Source organism: Citrobacter sp. wls718 (genome assembly GCF_005280945.1).
GTDB classification, from domain to species: domain Bacteria; phylum Pseudomonadota; class Gammaproteobacteria; order Enterobacterales; family Enterobacteriaceae; genus Citrobacter; species Citrobacter gillenii.
Map to the genome: position 1 here is coordinate 27,106 of NZ_SZWV01000107.1, position 19,058 is coordinate 46,163.

Annotated in this window: 17 protein-coding genes and 2 tRNA genes; 10 read left to right on the forward strand and 9 right to left on the reverse strand. The window is 54.4% G+C overall.

Annotation, left to right across the window (positions count from 1 at the left end; translation table 11 throughout):
* A partial coding sequence (gene hypF / locus FDW95_RS21420; protein WP_249359295.1) for a carbamoyltransferase HypF occupies positions 1–2,024 on the forward strand: 2,024 nt, incomplete at its 5' end.
* A gap of 117 nt (positions 2,025–2,141) precedes the next feature.
* Here hypF and norW read toward each other — a convergent pair.
* Both norW and norV read right to left on the reverse strand, forming a co-directional pair.
* Positions 2,142–3,275 carry an NADH:flavorubredoxin reductase NorW gene (gene norW, locus FDW95_RS21425; RefSeq protein WP_096755975.1) on the reverse strand — a complete coding sequence of 378 codons (1,134 nt, stop codon included), beginning with the start codon at positions 3,273–3,275 and terminating at the stop codon, positions 2,142–2,144.
* Positions 3,272–4,720 (reverse strand): anaerobic nitric oxide reductase flavorubredoxin, encoded by a 1,449-nt coding sequence (norV, locus tag FDW95_RS21430; protein WP_096755976.1) that lies wholly within the window; start codon positions 4,718–4,720, stop codon positions 3,272–3,274. Before norV ends, norW begins: the two co-directional genes overlap by 4 nt.
* A 191-nt stretch (positions 4,721–4,911) precedes the next feature.
* On the opposite strand from norV, the gene norR reads away from it, so the two are divergent.
* Positions 4,912–6,435 carry a nitric oxide reductase transcriptional regulator NorR gene (gene norR / locus FDW95_RS21440; protein ID WP_115257633.1) on the forward strand — a complete coding sequence of 508 codons (1,524 nt, stop codon included), beginning with the start codon at positions 4,912–4,914 and terminating at the stop codon, positions 6,433–6,435.
* On the opposite strand, the gene gutQ is transcribed toward norR, so the two are convergent.
* From gutQ to srlA, 7 genes are all read right to left on the reverse strand, one after another.
* Positions 6,432–7,397 (reverse strand): arabinose-5-phosphate isomerase GutQ, encoded by a 966-nt coding sequence (gene gutQ, locus FDW95_RS21445; protein ID WP_096755978.1) that lies wholly within the window; start codon positions 7,395–7,397, stop codon positions 6,432–6,434. The two genes, norR and gutQ, sit on opposite strands and share 4 nt — an antisense overlap.
* Positions 7,390–8,163: a DNA-binding transcriptional repressor gene (locus tag FDW95_RS21450; RefSeq protein ID WP_115257634.1), complete on the reverse strand. Its 774-nt coding sequence runs from the start codon at positions 8,161–8,163 to the stop codon at positions 7,390–7,392. Before FDW95_RS21450 ends, gutQ begins: the two co-directional genes overlap by 8 nt.
* A gap of 206 nt (positions 8,164–8,369) precedes the next feature.
* Positions 8,370–8,729, reverse strand: a complete 360-nt coding sequence (gene gutM / locus FDW95_RS21455; RefSeq protein ID WP_115257635.1) for a transcriptional regulator GutM — start codon at positions 8,727–8,729, stop codon at positions 8,370–8,372.
* Between the two features lie 58 nt (positions 8,730–8,787).
* Entirely contained in the window at positions 8,788–9,567 is a 780-nt protein-coding gene (gene srlD, locus FDW95_RS21460) for a sorbitol-6-phosphate dehydrogenase (RefSeq protein WP_115257636.1), read from the reverse strand.
* Positions 9,568–9,584: 17 nt separating this feature from the next.
* Positions 9,585–9,947 carry a PTS glucitol/sorbitol transporter subunit IIA gene (gene srlB / locus FDW95_RS21465; protein ID WP_117343187.1) on the reverse strand — a complete coding sequence of 121 codons (363 nt, stop codon included), beginning with the start codon at positions 9,945–9,947 and terminating at the stop codon, positions 9,585–9,587.
* 13 nt (positions 9,948–9,960) lie between these two features.
* Positions 9,961–10,932 carry a PTS glucitol/sorbitol transporter subunit IIB gene (locus tag FDW95_RS21470; RefSeq protein ID WP_115257637.1) on the reverse strand — a complete coding sequence of 324 codons (972 nt, stop codon included), beginning with the start codon at positions 10,930–10,932 and terminating at the stop codon, positions 9,961–9,963.
* The gene (gene srlA / locus FDW95_RS21475) at positions 10,929–11,492 is read right to left on the reverse strand and encodes a PTS glucitol/sorbitol transporter subunit IIC (RefSeq protein ID WP_096755984.1); all 564 of its coding nucleotides are present in this window, start codon (positions 11,490–11,492) and stop codon (positions 10,929–10,931) included. Before srlA ends, FDW95_RS21470 begins: the two co-directional genes overlap by 4 nt.
* A gap of 262 nt (positions 11,493–11,754) precedes the next feature.
* Between srlA and mltB the strand changes: the two genes are divergently transcribed.
* The 8 genes from mltB (at position 11,755) to FDW95_RS21515 (ending at position 18,983) form a co-directional block, all read left to right on the forward strand.
* Positions 11,755–12,834, forward strand: a complete 1,080-nt coding sequence (gene mltB / locus FDW95_RS21480) for a lytic murein transglycosylase B (protein ID WP_096755985.1) — start codon at positions 11,755–11,757, stop codon at positions 12,832–12,834.
* Between the two features lie 192 nt (positions 12,835–13,026).
* A complete protein-coding gene (gene pncC, locus FDW95_RS21485) occupies positions 13,027–13,524 on the forward strand; it encodes a nicotinamide-nucleotide amidase (protein ID WP_096755986.1) in 498 nt (165 codons plus the stop codon).
* Positions 13,525–13,616: 92 nt separating this feature from the next.
* On the forward strand, positions 13,617–14,681 hold the full coding sequence (recA, locus tag FDW95_RS21490; protein WP_115257638.1) for a recombinase RecA: 1,065 nt from the start codon (positions 13,617–13,619) through the stop codon (positions 14,679–14,681).
* A 68-nt stretch (positions 14,682–14,749) separates the two neighbouring features.
* Positions 14,750–15,250, forward strand: coding sequence for a recombination regulator RecX (gene recX / locus FDW95_RS21495; RefSeq protein WP_115257639.1), 501 nt, complete (start codon positions 14,750–14,752; stop codon positions 15,248–15,250).
* Positions 15,251–15,378: 128 nt separating this feature from the next.
* Entirely contained in the window at positions 15,379–18,006 is a 2,628-nt protein-coding gene (alaS, locus tag FDW95_RS21500; RefSeq protein WP_137363607.1) for an alanine--tRNA ligase, read from the forward strand.
* Between the two features lie 238 nt (positions 18,007–18,244).
* Complete coding sequence (gene csrA / locus FDW95_RS21505) at positions 18,245–18,430, forward strand: carbon storage regulator CsrA (protein ID WP_000906486.1); 186 nt, start codon at positions 18,245–18,247, stop codon at positions 18,428–18,430.
* A 380-nt stretch (positions 18,431–18,810) separates the two neighbouring features.
* A tRNA-Ser gene (locus tag FDW95_RS21510) sits at positions 18,811–18,903 on the forward strand.
* A gap of 3 nt (positions 18,904–18,906) precedes the next feature.
* Positions 18,907–18,983: transfer RNA gene (locus tag FDW95_RS21515), tRNA-Arg, on the forward strand.
* The last annotated feature ends 75 nt before the right edge of the window (positions 18,984–19,058 follow it).

Here is a 19,058-nt window from a genome sequence, read left to right on the forward strand (position 1 = left end):
TTGATAGCGTCGAGAGTGCGCCGTTTGTCTGGCAACAACGACCTGCAGATTTCTCCATCCGCCAAAGCGCTGGCGGAACGATGAATACGCAGATCGTACCGGACGCTGCAACCTGCCCTGAATGTCTTGCTGAAATGAACACCCCCGGTGAACGCCGTTATCGTTACCCTTTTATCAACTGTACCCACTGCGGCCCGCGCTTCACCATTATTCGCGCAATGCCGTATGACCGTCCGTTTACCGTCATGGCTTCATTCCCGTTGTGCCCACAATGCGATGCTGAATATCGCGATCCGTATGATCGTCGTTTTCATGCCCAGCCTGTCGCCTGCCCAGCGTGTGGCCCGCATCTGGCGTGGATAAGCGCAGACGAGCGAGCGGAAAAAGAACCGGCGTTACAGGCGGCGGTTACGCGGTTGAAAGCCGGTGGCATTGTGGCGGTTAAAGGCATTGGTGGATTTCATCTGGTCTGTGATGCGCGCAACGACGCTGCTGTGGCGCTACTCCGTCGGCGTAAACATCGCCCGGCTAAACCGCTGGCGGTAATGCTGCCGGGGGATGACGGACTGCCAGAAGCGGCACGGCGTTTGCTGACTACGCCCGCTGCCCCCATCGTGTTGGTCAATAAACAGTATGTGGTTTCACTGTGCGAAGGGATTGCGCCAGGACTTACCGAGGTCGGCGTCATGTTGCCTGCCAACCCGTTACAGCACTTGCTGTTGCAGGAGATGAAGGGGCCGCTGGTGATGACCTCCGGCAACCTTAGCGGCAGACCGCCAGCCATTACTAATGCGCAGGCGCTGGACGATTTGCACGACATTGCCGACGGCTTTTTGCTGCATAACCGCGAGATTGTGCAGCGCATGGATGACTCCGTGGTGCGCGAAAGCGGGGAGATGCTGCGTCGCTCCCGAGGCTACGTGCCAGATGCCGTGGCGCTGCCGCCAGGTTTTCGCGACGTGCCGCCGATGCTGTGCTTAGGCGCTGATCTGAAAAATACGTTCTGTCTGATCCGGGGGGAACAGGCGGTGATTAGTCAGCATCTGGGCGATCTGAGCGATGACGGCATTCAGCATCAGTGGCGCGATGCGCTGCATCTGATCCAGAACATTTATGATTTTACCCCGCAGCGTATCGTCTGCGACGCGCATCCTGGCTACGTTTCCAGCCAGTGGGCCCGTGAGATGACGTTGCCAATTGAAACGGTGCTGCACCATCATGCGCATGCTGCTGCCTGCCTGGCTGAGCACGGCTGGCCGTTGAACGGTGGCGATGTCATTGCCCTGACGCTGGATGGTATCGGCATGGGCGAAAACGGTGCGCTGTGGGGTGGCGAGTGCCTAAGGGTGAATTATCGCGAATGCGAATACCTGGGTGGCTTGCCCGCGGTGGCGCTGGTGGGAGGCGATCTGGCGGCAAAACAGCCGTGGCGCAATCTGCTGGCGCAGTGTCTGCGCTTTGTGCCTGACTGGCAGCGTTATCCGGAAACAGCGTTTGTGCAGCAGCAAAACTGGAGCGTACTGGCTCGTGCCATCGAGCGTGGGATCAACGCGCCGTTGGTATCATCGTGTGGACGCTTGTTTGATGCCGTTGCCGCCGCACTGCAGTGCGCACCACAATCCCTGAGCTATGAAGGCGAGGCCGCCTGTGCGCTGGAGGCGTTAGCGTCACAATGTGCAGGCGTTGAACACCCGGTCACCATACCGCTTAACAACAACCAGTTGGATTTGGCGGTTTTCTGGCAGCAGTGGCTGAACTGGCAGGCGACTCCCCCTGAACGCGCCTGGGCTTTCCACGATGCGCTGGCGCGTGGGTTTGCCACGCTAATGCGCCAACAGGCACAGTTACGCGGTATTACGACGCTGGTATTTAGCGGGGGCGTGATGCATAACCGTTTGCTGTCAGCCCGTCTGGCGTTTTATCTGCATGACTTTACGTTACTGTTCCCGCAGCGTTTACCGGCTGGGGATGGAGGATTGTCGCTGGGGCAGGGCGTGATTGCCGCGGCGCGGGCATTGCCGTAGAAATAAAAAAAGCCCCGAGACTGGCGGGGCAAGAAAAGCAAGTCGGGGCATACCGACAAGTGGCAACGCACATCCGTGTGCGTGAGGTTAATAAAACAAGCAATGGCACAACATTGTTTACACGGGCAGTGTTTTCAGCAGCGCGAAGGCCTCCTTCATACGATCTTCGCTCACCACGAAGGCACACAGTTGGCCTTCGCTGTTCATTCCTCTGGCGACCATACCTTCTGCTTCAGCCGCAATATGCCAGTTCAGATCGCGACGCTGGGTTTCCCCTGCCAGGTGTAATGGCAGCTCCGGCGTTTTGATTTTTACCAGCATGGCTGGCAGCTTCAGCGGGGCATTGCCGCCGAGCAGGTTTTTCGCCAGATACATCGCGCTGAGCTGAATCGGCTGCAGGAACGGCAGGACCTGACCATTAATTTCTGCGCAGTCACCGAGGGCGTAAATATCCGGGTGGCTGGTTTGCAGATAGCTGTCAACGCAAACGCCGCGATTGATGGTTAACCCGGCGCGACGCGCCAGCGCGGTTTCTGCACGCAGACCGGTTGCGGCAATCACCGCATCAACGTCTACACTGCGGTTACGATCGAGCGTGGCGCGAATACCGGTGCTGGTTTTCTCCAGACTCTGCAACTGTGATTTCAGCAGCAGGTGTACGCCCATATCGGTCAGACGATGCTGTAAACGGCTGCTGACTTCTGGCGGCATTAACGAGGCCAGAATGCTGGCGGCGTTATCGATAAGCGTCACCGCTTTACCGGCACGGCAGAAATCCATCGCCAGCTCGCTGCCAATCAAACCACCGCCAACAATCAGGACTCGCTGCGCATCGCGCAGTTGCGTTTCACAGGCGCGATACTCCTGCTGGCTGTTCAGTGTGAGCATTAACTCACGTCCGGTCACCGGCGGTACAAAGGCTGATGCCCCCGTAGCCAGCACCAGCTTGTCATACTGCCACTGCTTGTCCTGGCTTTTCACTACGTGAGCATCGGCATCGATGTCGGTCACCCAGGTGTGCGGGAACAGGCGCAAATTAAACTGTTCGGCAAACTCCCCCGCCGACTGGCGGGTGAGGTCGTCGGCACGCTGTGCCTGGCTGATAACATGGCTGAGATCGGGCTTGTTGTACTCATCGATGCTGTCAGCGGCAATCAGGGTCAGCGGGACAGTCGCATCCTGCTTACGGATATTTTTGACTAACTGGCGGGCGGCGAAGCCCGAACCAATAATGACAATTCCGCGGCTCATTTTGCCTCCGTAGCCAGTACGTCGAAGACGTCTTTGCCTAATGAACATTCCGGGCACAGGAAGTTTTCCGGCACGTCGCTCCACGGTGTACCCGGTGCGACATCCTGCAGCGGCTCGCCTTTTTCTGGATCGTAGATCCACTGGCAAACGCTGCACTGCATGCAAGGTCCAAGGTCAGCGGCCGCGGCGGCGGCACAGGCGCACTCTTCCTCTTTGGTTGCGGCTTTGACGCTGGTTTCCGGCAGTGGAGCGAGCGCCCACTGACGTGCAATTTCACGACCGTGCTGACGGCACAGTTCCAGCGCATCCAGATCCGGGCGCCATTTGGCTTTCAGGCTCAGGGACATTTCAAAACCGGCATCCTGCAGACGCGTGGACAGACGGTCTACCGCACCGCCGCTCCAGCCGTGTGAGCCGAAGGCGCTGGCGCGTTTATTGCGAAAACGCAGGCCGGTCATCTCTTCGACCAGACCGGCGATCTTCGGCATCATCACGTTGTTCATCGTGGAGGTGCCGACCAGCACGCCTTTAGAGCGGAAGACGTTCGTCAGGACTTCGTTTTTATCGCTGCGGGCGACGTTAAAGATTTTCACTGCCACGTTCGGGTCAACTTCGTTGATGCCCTGGGCAATGGCGTCGGCCATCATACGGGTGTTGTTGGACATGGTGTCGTAGAAAATGGTGATGCGGTCTTCCTGATAATCCGCCGCCCATTTCAGGTACATCTCAACGATCTGCGTTGGGTTGTCGCGCCATACCACACCGTGAGAGGTGGCAATCATGTCAACCGGCAGATTGAAGCCGAGGATTTCAGTGATTTTTGGCGTAACCAGGCGGCTGAACGGTGTCAGGATGTTGGCGTAGTAGCGCTGGCACTGTTCGAACAGTTCAGTCTGATCTACTTCGTCGTTGAACAGACGTTCGTCACAGTAGTGCTGACCAAAAGCATCGTTACTGAACAGCACGGCGTCACCGGTCATGTAAGTCATCATGCTGTCCGGCCAGTGCAGCATCGGGGTTTCAACGAAGATCAGCTGTTTGCCATTACCGATATCCAGTGAGTCACCGGTTTTTACCACGTTGAAGTTCCATTCCGGGTGATGGTGGTGGCCGGTGATGGAGTCAATAGCGTTAGCGGTGCAGTAAATCGGCGTGTCCGGGATGCAGGACATCAGCTCGGTCAGCGCACCGGCGTGGTCTTCTTCTGCATGGTTAATGATGATGTAGTCAATATCTGCCAGGTCAATTTCATTGCGAAGATTCTGCACGAATTCACGGCTAAACTTGTGGTCTACTGTATCGATCAGGACATTTTTTTCTTCACGGATAAGATAGCTGTTGTAGCTGCTACCGCGCAGCGTTTTGTATTCGGTCCCGTGGAAATCACGAACTTCCCAGTCACGTTGGCCAACCCAATGAATGTTATTTTTAACCAGAATAGACATAGCAACCTCAGTAATTAATTTAGCGTGTTTCTAAAAAAGATGTTTTGCTTATTGCAGGTTGCGTGCCAACTTTTTATTTAATTGATTTATAACAGTTTAATGTTTTACCTCTCTAAATGAGCTGTCAAAATGACTATGCTTTTTGTTGTCAATATGACAATATGCATTGTCAAAATGACAATGAGGTAGTCATGAGTTTTTCCGTTGATGTGCTGGCGGGTATCGCCATTGAATTACAAAGCGGTATTGGGCATCAGGATCGTTTTCAACGCCTGATCACGACGCTGCGTCAGGTGCTGGAGTGTGATGCGTCGGCGCTGCTGCGCTATGAATCACGACAGTTTATTCCGCTGGCGATCGACGGGCTGGCGCAGGATGTTCTCGGCAGACGGTTTACGCTGGAGGGGCATCCGCGTCTGGAAGCGATTGCCCGCGCCGGGGACGTGGTGCGTTTTCCAGCCGACAGCGATTTGCCCGATCCGTACGATGGGCTGATCCCCGGCCAGGAAAGCCTGAAGGTCCATGCCTGCATTGGGCTGCCGCTGTTTGCCGGACAAAATTTAATTGGCGCGCTGACGCTGGATGGTATGGAGCCGGATCAGTTCGATGTCTTCAGCGATGAAGAGCTTAGGTTGATTGCCGCACTGGCGGCGGGGGCGCTGAGCAATGCGCTGCTGATTGAACAGCTGGAAAGCCAGAATATGCTGCCGGGTTCGTCCACCGCTTTCGAACAGGTGACGGAAACGCAGATGATAGGCCTGTCGCCTAATATGATGCAGCTGAAAAAAGAGATTGAAATTGTGGCAGGCTCCGATCTTAACGTCTTAATCAGCGGCGAAACGGGAACCGGGAAAGAGCTGGTGGCGAAAGCAATTCATGAAGGCTCTCCGCGTGCGGTGAATCCGCTGGTGTATCTTAACTGTGCCGCGTTGCCAGAAAGCGTCGCGGAAAGCGAACTGTTTGGCCATGTGAAAGGTGCCTTTACCGGGGCCATCAGCAACCGTAGCGGCAAGTTTGAAATGGCGGACAACGGCACGCTGTTCCTGGACGAGATTGGCGAACTGTCACTGGCGTTGCAGGCCAAGCTGCTGCGCGTGTTGCAGTACGGTGATATTCAGCGAGTGGGTGACGATCGCAGCTTGCGGGTGGATGTTCGCGTGCTGGCAGCCACCAACCGTGATTTACGCGAAGAGGTGCTGGCCGGGAATTTCCGCGCCGACCTGTTCCACCGTCTGAGCGTCTTTCCCCTTTCGGTGCCACCGCTGCGTGAGCGCGGTGAAGATGTGGTTTTGCTGGCGGGTTATTTTTGCGAACAGTGCCGGCTGCGGCTGGGACTTTCCCGTGTGGTGCTAAGCCCTGGTGCGCATCGCCATCTGCTGAGCTACGGTTGGCCGGGTAACGTGCGTGAGCTGGAACATGCTATTCATCGTGCGGTGGTGCTGGCCAGGGCAACAAGGGCAGGGGATGAAGTGGTGCTGGAGCCGCAGCACTTTGCCTTACAGGAAGAGGCGCATACGCCGCAGGCTGAAGCCGACGTCATGGCGGAGATCCCGCAGAATCACAATCTGCGCGAAGCCACGGAGTCTTTTCAGCGGGATATGATCCGCCGGGCGCTGGCGCAGAATAACCATAGCTGGGCGGCAAGCGCGCGGGCGCTGGAAACCGACGTCGCCAACCTGCATCGGCTGGCGAAGCGTCTGGGACTGAAGGATTAGAGAATGCCCGCCTGATAAAAATCCTGCAGGTTAATTGCGCCGGTGAGTTTGCCGTTTTCATCCACCACCGGTGCGGCAGTGATTTTGCGCTTCATCAGAACCTCTTTGGCGTCAATCGCGCGGCTTTGTGCCTGCAGCGTGACGCCATTCGGGGTCATCGCTTCGCGTACTTCCGTGCTGAGTGCGCCGCCACCAACCAGCCAGCGACGCAGGTCACCGTCGGTAAAGACACCTTTCACCAGAGACTGCTCGTCGCAGACCGCCACCAGACCCAGACCGGTGCGGCTCAGTTCCAGCATGGCGTCCATAACGCTGGTAGTAAGCGTCACCTGCGGTACGGCGTCGTCGCGGCGCATCAGGTGGTGCACCTTGTTTAACAGACGAGCGCCCAGTGCTCCGGCTGGATGAGAACGCGCAAAATCCTCTTCGTTAAAACCGCGCGCTTGCATGACGGCAATTGCCAGCGCATCGCCCATCATCAGTGTGTTGACGGTGCTGGAGGTGGGTGCCAGACGCATCGGACAGGCTTCACGTTCAACCGAAATATCCAGTACGGCTTTGGCGGCCAGACCTAATGGCGAGGTGGGTTTTCCGGTCATCGCCAGCAGCGCGACGGATTTGTCTTCCAGACGCGGAATGATGAGATCCAGCTCTTTCGCGCCGCCAGAGTAGGAAATGAAGAGCATCACATCGCGGCTTTCAATCATGCCTAAGTCGCCGTGCAGTGCTTCCGCTGGATGCACGAAGAATGCCGGGGTGCCGGTGCTGGCGAGGGTCGCGGCGATTTTTTTGCCAATATGGCCAGACTTACCAATTCCGGAGACAATCACTTTGCCTTCGCAGTGGATGATGGTATTGGCGGCACGAACAAAGTCATCGCCAAGGCGCTCTGGCAGTCGGCTGGCTTCCTGGAGTTCCAGCATTAACGTCTGACGGCCCGCGTTCAGTAGTGCATCACTCATTGGTTTCTCCGGTTATGATCACTTCTATCCCTTTTGCTTCCAGCGCCTGACGAAATGCAGGGTCGATGCCCGCATCAGTAATCAGCTTGTCGACGCTTTCCAGACTGCATACCACATTGGGGCTTTTGCGCCCGAATTTCGACGAGTCCGCCATCAGAATCACTTCGCGAGCGGCATTGCACATCGCCTTGCTGACGGTATAGACCTCATTAAAGGTGGTCACACCCGCATTCAGATCGATGCCGTCGGTCCCCATGAAGAGTTTATCAAAGCTGAACTGCTCGAAGGCATTTTCTGCCAGCTGTCCGTGAAATGACGCCGATTTTTTGCGAAATGTCCCGCCGGGCATCAGGATAGTTTGCTCGTTGTCCAGTTCCGAAAGGGCGTTAACAATGTGCAGGCTGTTGGTCATCACGGTGATGTTACTAAAGCGGGTGAGCATCGGCACCATCTGCAAAACGGTGCTGCCTGCGTCGAGAATGATTGAGTCGCCGTCGTGAATAAAGCGCACGGCGGCTTCGGCAATTTGCGCTTTTTTATGCGTGTTGATTAGCGTTTTGTGATCGATGGGCGGGTCAGATTCGTCTTTGTTTAATACTACGCCGCCATAGGTGCGAATGACGGTGCCGGCATTTTCCAGAGTGACCAGGTCTTTGCGAATGGTCGTGCCGGTTGTGTCAAAGTAGTGGGCCAGTTCTTCAACCGAGCATTTTCCCTGCTTTTGCAGGTGCTCCAGTATGGCAGCCTGACGCTGACGAGGTTTCATAGGCGTGATTACCCTGACTTATGTATATACCCGTCATACTTCAAGCTGCATGTGCGTAGGCTTTATTCGGCCTTACGGCCTCACCCCTTCGGGGCCAGCGCAAGCGCTGTTCAAAACAGCCGAGGCGTTTTGTCCTGCAACTCGAATTATTTAGGGTGTAGGTTGCAAAATGATAATTTCGCAAGCTAATAGCATTCATAACGAAATTATCCATGTTTCAGTTTAAGCGCCAATGATAGTGCATTTTGGGAGAGAGGATCATGGGGAAAGATCACATCAGGCTGTAATTCATCAAGATGTTTGCCCATTATCGGGGCAATTTTGCCTGGTCTGGCGAATACGGTAAGACCTTTCATAAATAACGTATCAGTTACCCGCTGTTGCTCATCCAGAGCGATAGCAACCACAACGCGCGGTTTAAAACGTCCGCCGGAACGCCCGACGCCGACCCGACCCTGCTGACAAAGCTTGTCGAACGCGCGATTAAAGCGGGATATTTGCCAGCCGCCCAGCGCTAGCTGTAGGCACCAGGCGATTGCGGCGACGGTAATCAGTGCGGAAACCATGTTATTGCTCCTTGATTATATGCCGGATAAGCGTAGCGCCACCCGGCAATCATACCTCTTAGAACATCACCTGACCGCCGGTGACGTTAATCGATTGTCCGGTGCAGTAAGACGCTTTCGGGCTGGCGTAAAACAGCAACATGTTCAGCACGTCCTGATAATCGCAGCCGCGCTTGAGTGGGACCTTATCCACATAGTACTGCTCCACTTCATCCGGTTTTAGGCCAAGCTTGGTGGCATACTGTGGTAACAACGACTGGAACATCGGTGATTTCAACAGATTACCGAGCATCAAGGAATGCACGGTAATCCCGTATTCCGCGAGATCCAGCGCCAGTGACTGGGTTAAGCCCACGCCGCCGAATTTTGCTGCGCTGTAACCTGAGTTGTGTTTGCTGCCCACTTTGCCGGATTTTGAGTTGATCTGGATAATGCGCCCCTGCACGCCGTCGCGGATCATCAGGCGTGAGAATTCACGTGCACAGAGGAAATAACCGACCAGATTCACCTGCAGCGAGCGGTCGAAATCTCCAAGCTCAAAGTCGCTGATAAACGCCGCTTTGGCGATACCGGCACTGTAAACCAGCAGGTCGGCGCGACCGAATATCTCATCTACCCCGCGTGATAGCGCCAGCACGCTTTGTTCGCTGGTGGCGTCGGCACCAAAGCCGTAAGCGGTACCCTCACCAAACTCGGCATTAATTTCCTGCGCCACGTTTGCGGCTTTATCGCTTTGAATATCGACCACCGCAACGCGGTATCCCTCTGTCGCAAGCCCACGGCAAAGGAATGCCCCCAGGGTCTGGCCTCCACCAATGACAACGGCAACTTGATTCATTTTTCTCTCCTTTACGCTTAAGCAACAAACTTCAAAATACAGCCCGGCGCGATGGCGTCCGGTACCGGCCCCGCAACGTGTACGGTGCCAGGAAATTCCGCTTCACTCTGTCCATCGAAGCGCAGGGTGATATGCCCCAGTTCACGCAAGTTCATTTCTGCCACACTACCCACGGCGGTGACCGGGTAGCGATGCTGGCCCAGCTCAAACTGAATACCCGCCTGCAGAATGCCATTTAGCTCGCCGTGGCAGTGGATGAAACAAAACTCTTCGATATCCGCAGGCGCGCCTTCACGAAAGGTAATCAGCATCTGGTCACAGAGTGCATCCGGTGCGCTCTGGCCAATGCGGGTAATGGTGGTTTGATAGATCACGGTCATCTTTGAGCGCCTCTTATTGATAAATAAAGCCGGAAACAAACCAGGCGATGAGAACGGTAGGCGCGCCAGTCAGGAAGCGGCTTACCAGTACGGACGGCACGCCGACGCGCACGGTGTCCTGACGGGCTTCTGCCAGTGATAATCCCACAGGGATGAAGTCACAGGCGGCCTGGGCGTTGATCGCGAATAGCGCAGGCAGCGCCAGATGTGGAGGGATGTTGCCCAGACCAATCTGCACACCAATCAATACGCCGATAACCTGAGCGATCACCGCGCCTGGGCCGAGGAACGGCGACAGCAGCGGGAAGGAACAGATTAATGCCAGCGTCACGAGCCCCAGCGGATGGCTGGCCAGCGGCGCCAGTCCGTGGGCGATCCAGTCACCCAGACCGGAGGCCATGATGATGCCGATCAACGCCGAGACGAATGCCATAAACGGCAGAATGGTTTTCAGTACGGTATCAATCGTGTCTCGCCCGGACTGGAACAATACCGCCACGGCGGAACCCATGCCCATGCCGACTTTAGCCAGCAGGCCATCGCTCTGTTCAGTGATCTTTTTACTGGTGTCGTAGTCGCGACCCGCCGTGGTGCCTGCCGGTGGTGGCGTCGCGGCGGCTTCACCGACTGCGGTAATGTTGTCTTCTTTGACGCCGGAGACATAAATATCTTCGGTAATGTACTGCGCCAGTGGGCCGGACTTCCCGGTGGAATGAATGTTAATTGTCGGAATCCGGCGTTTCGGGTAAATACCGCAGCGTAGCGTGCCGCCGCAGTCGATGATGGCTGCGCCGATTTCGTTTTCTGCAGGCTCGCCCTCTTTAAAGCCATCAATAGCCTGCCAACCGGTTAATTGTGCCAGCTTGTCGACAATCGCCGGGCGTGTTCCTGCGGTGATATAGACAATTTTCTTACCGGGGGTTGCGTCCAGTTCAAGCGGGCCACCCCAGCCACCGGTACCTCTTTCAATACGAATACGCCTCATGATGTCGCTCCCGCCAGATGGACTTTCTGCTCAAGTTGAATGCCCATTTTCTTTTCGAAGATGGAGGTGGTGAGGTCGGTCACCCAGCCGCGGAAGAAGTTTGTCACCAGGCCAACCAGCAGATAGCTCACCGCGAGTGGACCGAGCGGCAGGCCAAGCGTGGTCAGGCCGCTGGCGATCCCCAGATAGACAAACAGTTCGCCGGGATTGATGTGTGGAAACAGCCCGTTCATTGAGTGGCAGCTATAAGAGGCTGCCGCGTAGTAACTGGGTTTGTACTTCTCGGGCATAAACCGGCCCAGACTCAACGTCATCGGATTACAAAAAACAAAGGTGCCGATGCACGGCAGCAGTAGATAGCGAGACAGCGGGTTTCCGGCACAGCGTTGAGCAAAACGTTCAATTCGCTGCTGGCCAATAAAGTTAATGAGCGCGTTCATGATGACCAGCAGGCTAATTAACAGTGGAAGAATCCCGGTGACCATGCTGGTGAACACTTCTCCGCCTTTCTGAAACAGCCCGATGAACCACTCTGCGCCCAGGGTGATGGTGTCGATCATTATTCTCTCCTGTAGGGGGTTGGGAATTTGCTAGAACGTGGTTTATTTTAATCATAATGAAAGATTTTAAAGTGTTATTTTGATCGCAAAATGAAAGATAAATATTTTATTGTGAAAGTTATTGCGTGAGGGATCGCAAATGGGGTGGTAAACGGTGAAAGGGGCGGTAAATTCTGCGAAGGAGCGCGACTACCGCTTCCTTGTGTGGCGGTGGATGCTTTACCATACTTCTCTCTGGCTGAATCTGTTTAATGGATGTCTCATGTTCAAGCGTCGTTATGTAGCATTACTTCCCCTTTGTGTGTTGCTTGCTGCCTGTAGTAGCAAACCAAAACCTTCAGAGACTCAAACGACAACGGGTACGCCTTCTGGCGGCTTCCTGCTTGAGCCGCAACACAACGTCATGCTGTCGGGCGGCGACTTCGCCAATAATCCGAATGCGCAACAGTTCATCGATAAAATGGTGAGCAAGCACGGCTTTGACCGTCAGCAGTTGCAGGAGATCCTGTCGCAGGCCAAACGTCTGGACTACGTTCTGCGCTTGATGGACCGTCAGGCACCGACAACGCAGCCGCCAGCCGGGCCTAACGGCGCATGGCTGCGCTATCGCAAGCAGTTCATCACGCCAGATAACGTGCAAAATGGCGTGGCGTTCTGGAACCAGCATGAAGATGCGTTGAAGCGCGCATGGCAGGTCTACGGCGTACCACCGGAAATTATTGTTGGCATTATCGGTGTCGAAACCCGCTGGGGTCGCGTGATGGGTAAAACGCGTATTCTGGATGCGCTGGCGACGCTGTCGTTTAACTATCCGCGTCGGGCGGAATACTTCTCCGGTGAGCTGGAAACCTTCCTGCTGATGGCTCGAGATGAAAGCGATGACCCGCTGGACCTGAAAGGCTCCTTTGCCGGTGCAATGGGCTACGGGCAGTTCATGCCGTCCTCTTACAAAGAATATGCGGTTGATTTCAATGGCGATGGGCACATCAACCTGTGGGATCCGGAGGATGCCATAGGCAGTGTGGCAAACTACTTTAAAGGTCACGGTTGGGTGAAAGGCGATACGGTGGCGGTGCCGGCAAATGGCCAGGCGCCAGGGCTGGCAAACGGGTTTAAAACCCAGTACAGCATTTCTCAGCTTGCGGCTGCAGGTCTGACGCCACAGCAGTCGTTGGGTAACCATCAGCAGGCCAGCCTGCTGCGTCTGGATATTGGCACCGGTTACCAATACTGGTACGGGCTGCCGAACTTCTACACCATTACCCGCTACAACCACAGCACGCATTACGCGATGGCCGTCTGGCAATTAGGTCAGGCTGTAGCGCTGGCGCGCGTACAGTAATTACCCGCAACCGGTCTACAGGAGGAAACCTCTTGTAGGCCGGATAGGATGCCTGGCACCGCCATCCGGCAGATCTTCTTGACGCGACGGATCTATTTCCGGAATCCCCCTCGTAAATTGCTCTCCTCATCCCCACATTTGTTTTGAAAGTGCTATCTTGTCCGGCATATTTTTTAACTGACAGAGGCTGAAATGACCGACAGTGAACTGATGCAGTTAAGTGAACAGGTAGGGCTGGCATTGAAAGCGCGCGGCGCGACGATGACCACCGCAGAGTCCTGTACCGGCGGTTGGGTAGCGAAAGTCATTACGGATATCGCCGGCAGTTCCGCCTGGTTTGAGCGCGGATTCGTGACCTACAGTAACGAAGCCAAGTCGCAGATGATTGGTGTGCGAGAAGCGACGCTGGCACAGCATGGCGCGGTGAGTGAACCGGTGGTTGTTGAAATGGCCATTGGCGCGCTAAAAGCGGCCCGTGCTGATTTCGCCGTTTCTATAAGCGGAGTTGCCGGGCCGGATGGAGGCAGTGAAGACAAGCCGGTTGGGACCGTCTGGTTTGCCTTTGCCAGCGTAAGCGGCGAGGGGATCACGCGCCGGGAATGCTTCAGCGGCGACCGCGATGCGGTGCGTAGACAGGCGACCGCCTATGCGTTACAGACCCTGTGGCAACAATTTCTACAAAATACTTGATACTGTATGAGCATACAGTATAATTGCGTCAACAGAACATCATCTTTCACGATTCTTGGTTCAACCCGAGAGTGGCATGACAGGAGTAATTAATGGCTATCGACGAAAACAAACAGAAAGCGTTGGCGGCAGCGCTGGGCCAGATCGAAAAGCAATTCGGTAAAGGCTCCATCATGCGCCTGGGTGAAGACCGTTCCATGGACGTGGAAACCATCTCCACCGGTTCGCTTTCTCTGGATATCGCATTGGGTGCAGGCGGTTTGCCGATGGGGCGTATCGTCGAAATCTACGGGCCAGAATCCTCCGGTAAAACAACCCTGACGCTGCAGGTGATTGCTGCCGCACAGCGTGAAGGTAAAACCTGTGCGTTCATCGATGCAGAACACGCGCTTGACCCTGTTTATGCCCGTAAGCTTGGTGTTGATATCGACAACCTGCTGTGCTCTCAGCCAGATACCGGTGAACAAGCGCTGGAAATCTGTGACGCACTGGCGCGTTCCGGTGCCGTAGACGTTATCGTTGTTGACTCCGTTGCCGCGCTGACGCCGAAGGCGGAAATCGAAGGCGAGATCGGTGACTCTCACATGGGCCTCGCGGCACGTATGATGAGCCAGGCAATGCGTAAACTGGCGGGTAACCTGAAACAGTCCAATACGCTGCTGATTTTCATCAATCAGATCCGTATGAAGATTGGCGTCATGTTCGGTAACCCGGAAACCACGACCGGTGGTAACGCACTGAAATTCTACGCCTCTGTTCGTCTGGACATCCGTCGTATTGGCGCGGTGAAAGAGGGCGATAACGTAGTCGGTAGTGAAACCCGCGTTAAGGTCGTGAAAAACAAAATTGCTGCGCCGTTTAAACAGGCCGAATTCCAGATCCTTTACGGTGAAGGCATCAACTTCTACGGTGAACTGGTTGATCTCGGCGTGAAAGAGAAGCTGATTGAAAAAGCCGGCGCATGGTACAGCTACAACGGTGAAAAAATTGGTCAGGGTAAAGCGAACGCAACCAACTGGCTGAAAGAAAACCCGACTACCGCAAAAGAAATTGAGAAAAAAGTTCGCGAGTTACTGCTCAATAACCAGGATTCAAAACCGGACTTCTCCGTTGATGACAGCAGTGAAGGCGTAAAAGAAACGAACGAAGATTTCTGATAATCTGATTTTATCGTATAAAAAGGGCTGCATATGATGCGGCCCTTTTCCATTTCTGAAGGTGCACTATGACAGATTCAACGTCTCGCCGATCCGCGTATTCTCGACTGCTTGACCGCGCTGTGCGCATACTTGCCATGCGCGATCACAGTGAGCAGGAACTGCGACGGAAACTGGCAGCCCCGGTTATGGGAAAAAATGGACCGGAAGAAATTGATGCTACGCCAGAGGATTACGATAAGGTTATTGCCTGGTGTATAGAAAGCCGCTACCTGGATGACGACCGTTTCGTTCAGCAATTTATCGCCAGTCGTAGCCGTAAAGGCTATGGCCCCGCACGTGTGCGCCAGGAGTTGGGACAGAAAGGTATTTCCCGCGAAGCCATCGAACGCGCGATGCGTGAATGTGAGATTGAGTGGGCGCAGTTGGCGCGAGATCAAGCCATCAGAAAATACGGTGAGCCCTTGCCGGTGGATTTTGCAGAAAAGGTGAAGGTCCAGCGTTTTTTGCTCTATCGCGGCTATCTGATGGAAGATATTCAGACAATATGGCGAAATTTTGACGATTGAGCGCATACGGGATTTTACTTCCCCGTGAAGAAAACTTATCTTATTCCCACTTTTCGATTGCCAGCGGCGCTGTTTACGTGCCTGTGCTGGTGATGACATTTCGTTAGCTTGATTTCTTCAGGATAATTATGAGCAAGAGCACTGCTGAGATCCGTCAGGCGTTTCTCGATTTTTTCCACAGTAAAGGACATCAGGTAGTTGCCAGCAGCTCCCTGGTTCCAAACAATGACCCTACTTTGTTGTTTACCAACGCCGGGATGAACCAGTTCAAGGATGTTTTCCTTGGTCTCGACAAGCGTAATTATTCCCGCGCAACCACTTCGCAGCGTTGCGTACGTGCGGGCGGTAAACACAATGATCTGGAAAACGTCGGCTACACTGCACGTCACCATACTTTCTTCGAAATGCTGGGTAACTTCAGCTTCGGCGATTACTTCAAACACGACGCCATCCAGTATGCATGGGAACTGCTGACCGGTGAAAACTGGTTTGCCCTGCCGAAAGAGCGTCTGTGGGTAACCGTTTACGAAACTGACGATGAAGCCTTTGAAATCTGGGAGAAAGAAGTCGGTATTCCGCGCGAACGTATCATCCGTATTGGTGATAACAAAGGTGCGGCCTATGCCTCCGACAACTTCTGGCAGATGGGTGACACCGGTCCTTGCGGTCCGTGCACCGAAATTTTCTACGATCACGGCGACCACATTTGGGGTGGCCCTCCGGGAAGCGCAGAAGAAGATGGCGATCGCTACATTGAGATCTGGAACATCGTCTTCATGCAGTTTAACCGTCAGGCTGACGGTACAATGGAACCGCTGCCGAAGCCGTCCGTAGATACCGGTATGGGTCTGGAGCGTATTGCAGCTGTGCTGCAACATGTTAACTCCAACTACGATATTGACCTGTTCCGCGCGCTGATTGAATCCGTGGCGAAAGTCACCGGTGCTACCGATCTGAGCAACAAATCGCTGCGCGTGATTGCCGACCATATCCGTTCCTGCGCGTTCCTGATTGCCGATGGTGTTGTGCCGTCGAATGAAAACCGCGGCTATGTGCTGCGTCGTATCATTCGTCGTGCGGTGCGTCATGGCAACATGCTGGGCGCGAAAGACACCTTCTTCTACAAGCTGGTGGGGCCGCTGGTCGAGGTGATGGGTTCTGCGGGTGAAGAACTGAAGCGTCAGCAGGCACTGGTTGAGCAGGTTCTGAAAACTGAAGAAGAGCAGTTTGCCCGCACGCTGGAGCGTGGTCTGGCTCTGCTGGATGAAGAACTGGCAAAACTGTCCGGCGATACGCTGGATGGCGAAACCGCCTTCCGCCTGTACGATACCTACGGCTTCCCGGTTGACCTGACGGCAGACGTTTGCCGTGAGCGCAACATCAAGGTTGACGAAGCGGGCTTTGAAGCCGCAATGGAAGAACAGCGTCGTCGCGCGCGTGAAGCCAGCGGTTTTGGTGCCGACTACAATGCGATGATTCGCGTTGAGGGTACCTCTGAATTTAAAGGCTACGAGCATCTGGAACTGAACGGTAAAGTTACCGCGCTGTTTGTAGATGGTAAAGCGGTAGACGCAATTAACGCAGGCCAGGAAGCTGTTGTCGTCCTTGACCAGACGCCGTTCTATGCGGAATCAGGTGGTCAGGTTGGCGATAAAGGCGAACTGAAAGGTGCGGGCTTTGCGTTTGTGGTTAGCGATACGCAAAAATATGGCCAGGCAATTGGTCACATCGGCAAACTGTCTGCGGGTTCTCTGAAAGTAGGCGATGCCGTGCAGGCTGACGTCGATGAAGCGCGTCGTGCGCGTATTCGTTTGAACCACTCCGCAACGCACCTGATGCATGCGGCGCTGCGCCAGGTTCTGGGCACGCACGTGGCACAGAAAGGCTCACTGGTTAACGATAAAATTCTGCGTTTCGACTTCTCTCATACCGAAGCGATGAAACCAGCTGAAATTCGTGCTGTTGAAGATCTGGTGAATGCGCAAATTCGTCGCAACCTGCCGATTGAAACTAACATCATGGATCTCGACGCGGCGAAAGCCAAAGGCGCAATGGCGCTGTTTGGCGAGAAATATGATGACCACGTGCGCGTACTGAGCATGGGGGATTTCTCTACCGAACTGTGTGGTGGTACTCACGCTAGCCGTACCGGTGATATCGGCCTGTTCCGCATCGTGTCTGAGTCCGGTACTGCAGCGGGTGTGCGTCGTATCGAAGCTGTAACCGGCGAAGGTGCTATCAATACCGTGCGTGCTGAGAGCGACCGCTTAAGCGAGATAGCGCATCTGCTGAAAGGTGATAGCCAGAATATCGGTGACAAAGTGCGTTCCGTACTGGAGCGTACGCGTCAGCTCGAGAAAGAATTGCAGCAATTGAAGGAACAGGCCGCCGCGCAGGAGAGTGCAAATCTTTCCAGTAAAGCGGTTGATATCAACGGCGTGAAACTGCTGGTCAGCGAACTGACCGACGTTGAACCTAAAATGCTGCGTACCATGGTTGATGATCTGAAAAATCAGCTGGGGTCTACCGTTATCGTACTGGCAACGGTAGTTGAAGGTAAGGTTTCTCTGATTGCGGGCGTGTCTAAGGATGTGACTGACCGTGTGAAAGCAGGGGAACTGATTGGTATGGTCGCTCAGCAGGTAGGCGGTAAGGGTGGTGGTCGTCCGGACATGGCGCAAGCCGGTGGTACGGATGCCGCAGCTCTGCCTACAGCGTTAGCCAGTGTGAAAGGCTGGGTCAGCGCAAAACTGTAATAATTATAAGCGTAATCCAACGCTGCGGAGGTCAATCTGCAGCGTTTGCATCAACGCTATCGACAACGATAAAGTCAGGTTGAAGTTGTGTATATCGGCTAAACTTAGGTTTAACAGAATGTGATGCCGTGACTGCTTACACTTAGGTGTTTGTCATCGCTTACTTTTTGGCGTTATATGATGGATAATGCCGGGATACAGAGAGACCCGACTCTTTTAATCTTTCAAGGAGCAAAGAATGCTGATTCTGACTCGTCGAGTTGGTGAAACCCTCATGATTGGCGATGAGGTCACCGTGACAGTTTTAGGGGTGAAGGGCAACCAGGTACGCATCGGCGTAAACGCCCCGAAAGAAGTTTCTGTCCATCGGGAAGAGATCTACCAGCGTATCCAGGCTGAAAAATCCCAGCAGTCCAGTTACTAAGGTTTTCGCGTCTCACCTTTCTGGTGAGGCGCAACCTGATTTAGCGCCTCTCTTTTCCTGTTTCTGTTACTTTTCCTTTTCGCTTTACCTCCTGACACCCATCTTGTTCTTCTGATTTCACGCTGTTTTCACTGCTGCACTGCACTTTTTGCCTTTTCCTCAATTTTTCTGTTTGCCCGCCCCCCCCGAGAAAACGCCAATTTATCTGTTGATAAAACACTCTTTTTGCCGTTTTTGCAGACTAATTGCGCGTGAAATGTGCAAACGATAAAAGCACTGGAAAAATTGTTTGACTTATAAGTACCAGAAAGTAATATGTGCGCCACGCAGCGACGATGAGCAGAAACAAGTTCTTCGAAGCACTCGCAAGAGGCGTTGTTGGTGAGGTGGCCGAGAGGCTGAAGGCGCTCCCCTGCTAAGGGAGTATGCGGTCAAAAGCTGCATCCGGGGTTCGAATCCCCGCCTCACCGCCATTTGCATCCGTAGCTCAGCTGGATAGAGTACTCGGCTACGAACCGAGCGGTCGGAGGTTCGAATCCTCCCGGATGCACCATATTATCCGATATTTCTTTAGCAGCGATATCAACTCTGCAGTAAAGTAAGTTTCCCTGATGCATCCGTAGCTCAG

Excerpts from the sequence above, each read along its gene's own strand:
- norV (WP_096755976.1), bottom strand. The coding sequence starts at position 4,720 with ATGTCTATTCTGGTTAAAAATAACATTCATTGGGTTGGCCAACGTGAC.
- srlD (WP_115257636.1), bottom strand. The coding sequence starts at position 9,567 with ATGAATCAAGTTGCCGTTGTCATTGGTGGAGGCCAGACCCTGGGGGCA.
- gutM (WP_115257635.1), bottom strand. The coding sequence starts at position 8,729 with ATGGTTTCCGCACTGATTACCGTCGCCGCAATCGCCTGGTGCCTACAG.
- alaS (WP_137363607.1), top strand. The coding sequence starts at position 15,379 with ATGAGCAAGAGCACTGCTGAGATCCGTCAGGCGTTTCTCGATTTTTTC.
- recA (WP_115257638.1), top strand. The coding sequence starts at position 13,617 with ATGGCTATCGACGAAAACAAACAGAAAGCGTTGGCGGCAGCGCTGGGC.
- srlB (WP_117343187.1), bottom strand. The coding sequence starts at position 9,947 with ATGACCGTGATCTATCAAACCACCATTACCCGCATTGGCCAGAGCGCA.
- norR (WP_115257633.1), top strand. The coding sequence starts at position 4,912 with ATGAGTTTTTCCGTTGATGTGCTGGCGGGTATCGCCATTGAATTACAA.
- srlA (WP_096755984.1), bottom strand. The coding sequence starts at position 11,492 with ATGATCGACACCATCACCCTGGGCGCAGAGTGGTTCATCGGGCTGTTT.
- mltB (WP_096755985.1), top strand. The coding sequence starts at position 11,755 with ATGTTCAAGCGTCGTTATGTAGCATTACTTCCCCTTTGTGTGTTGCTT.
- FDW95_RS21450 (WP_115257634.1), bottom strand. The coding sequence starts at position 8,163 with ATGAAACCTCGTCAGCGTCAGGCTGCCATACTGGAGCACCTGCAAAAG.
- FDW95_RS21470 (WP_115257637.1), bottom strand. The coding sequence starts at position 10,932 with ATGAGGCGTATTCGTATTGAAAGAGGTACCGGTGGCTGGGGTGGCCCG.
- csrA (WP_000906486.1), top strand. The coding sequence starts at position 18,245 with ATGCTGATTCTGACTCGTCGAGTTGGTGAAACCCTCATGATTGGCGAT.
- gutQ (WP_096755978.1), bottom strand. The coding sequence starts at position 7,397 with ATGAGTGATGCACTACTGAACGCGGGCCGTCAGACGTTAATGCTGGAA.
- pncC (WP_096755986.1), top strand. The coding sequence starts at position 13,027 with ATGACCGACAGTGAACTGATGCAGTTAAGTGAACAGGTAGGGCTGGCA.
- recX (WP_115257639.1), top strand. The coding sequence starts at position 14,750 with ATGACAGATTCAACGTCTCGCCGATCCGCGTATTCTCGACTGCTTGAC.
- norW (WP_096755975.1), bottom strand. The coding sequence starts at position 3,275 with ATGAGCCGCGGAATTGTCATTATTGGTTCGGGCTTCGCCGCCCGCCAG.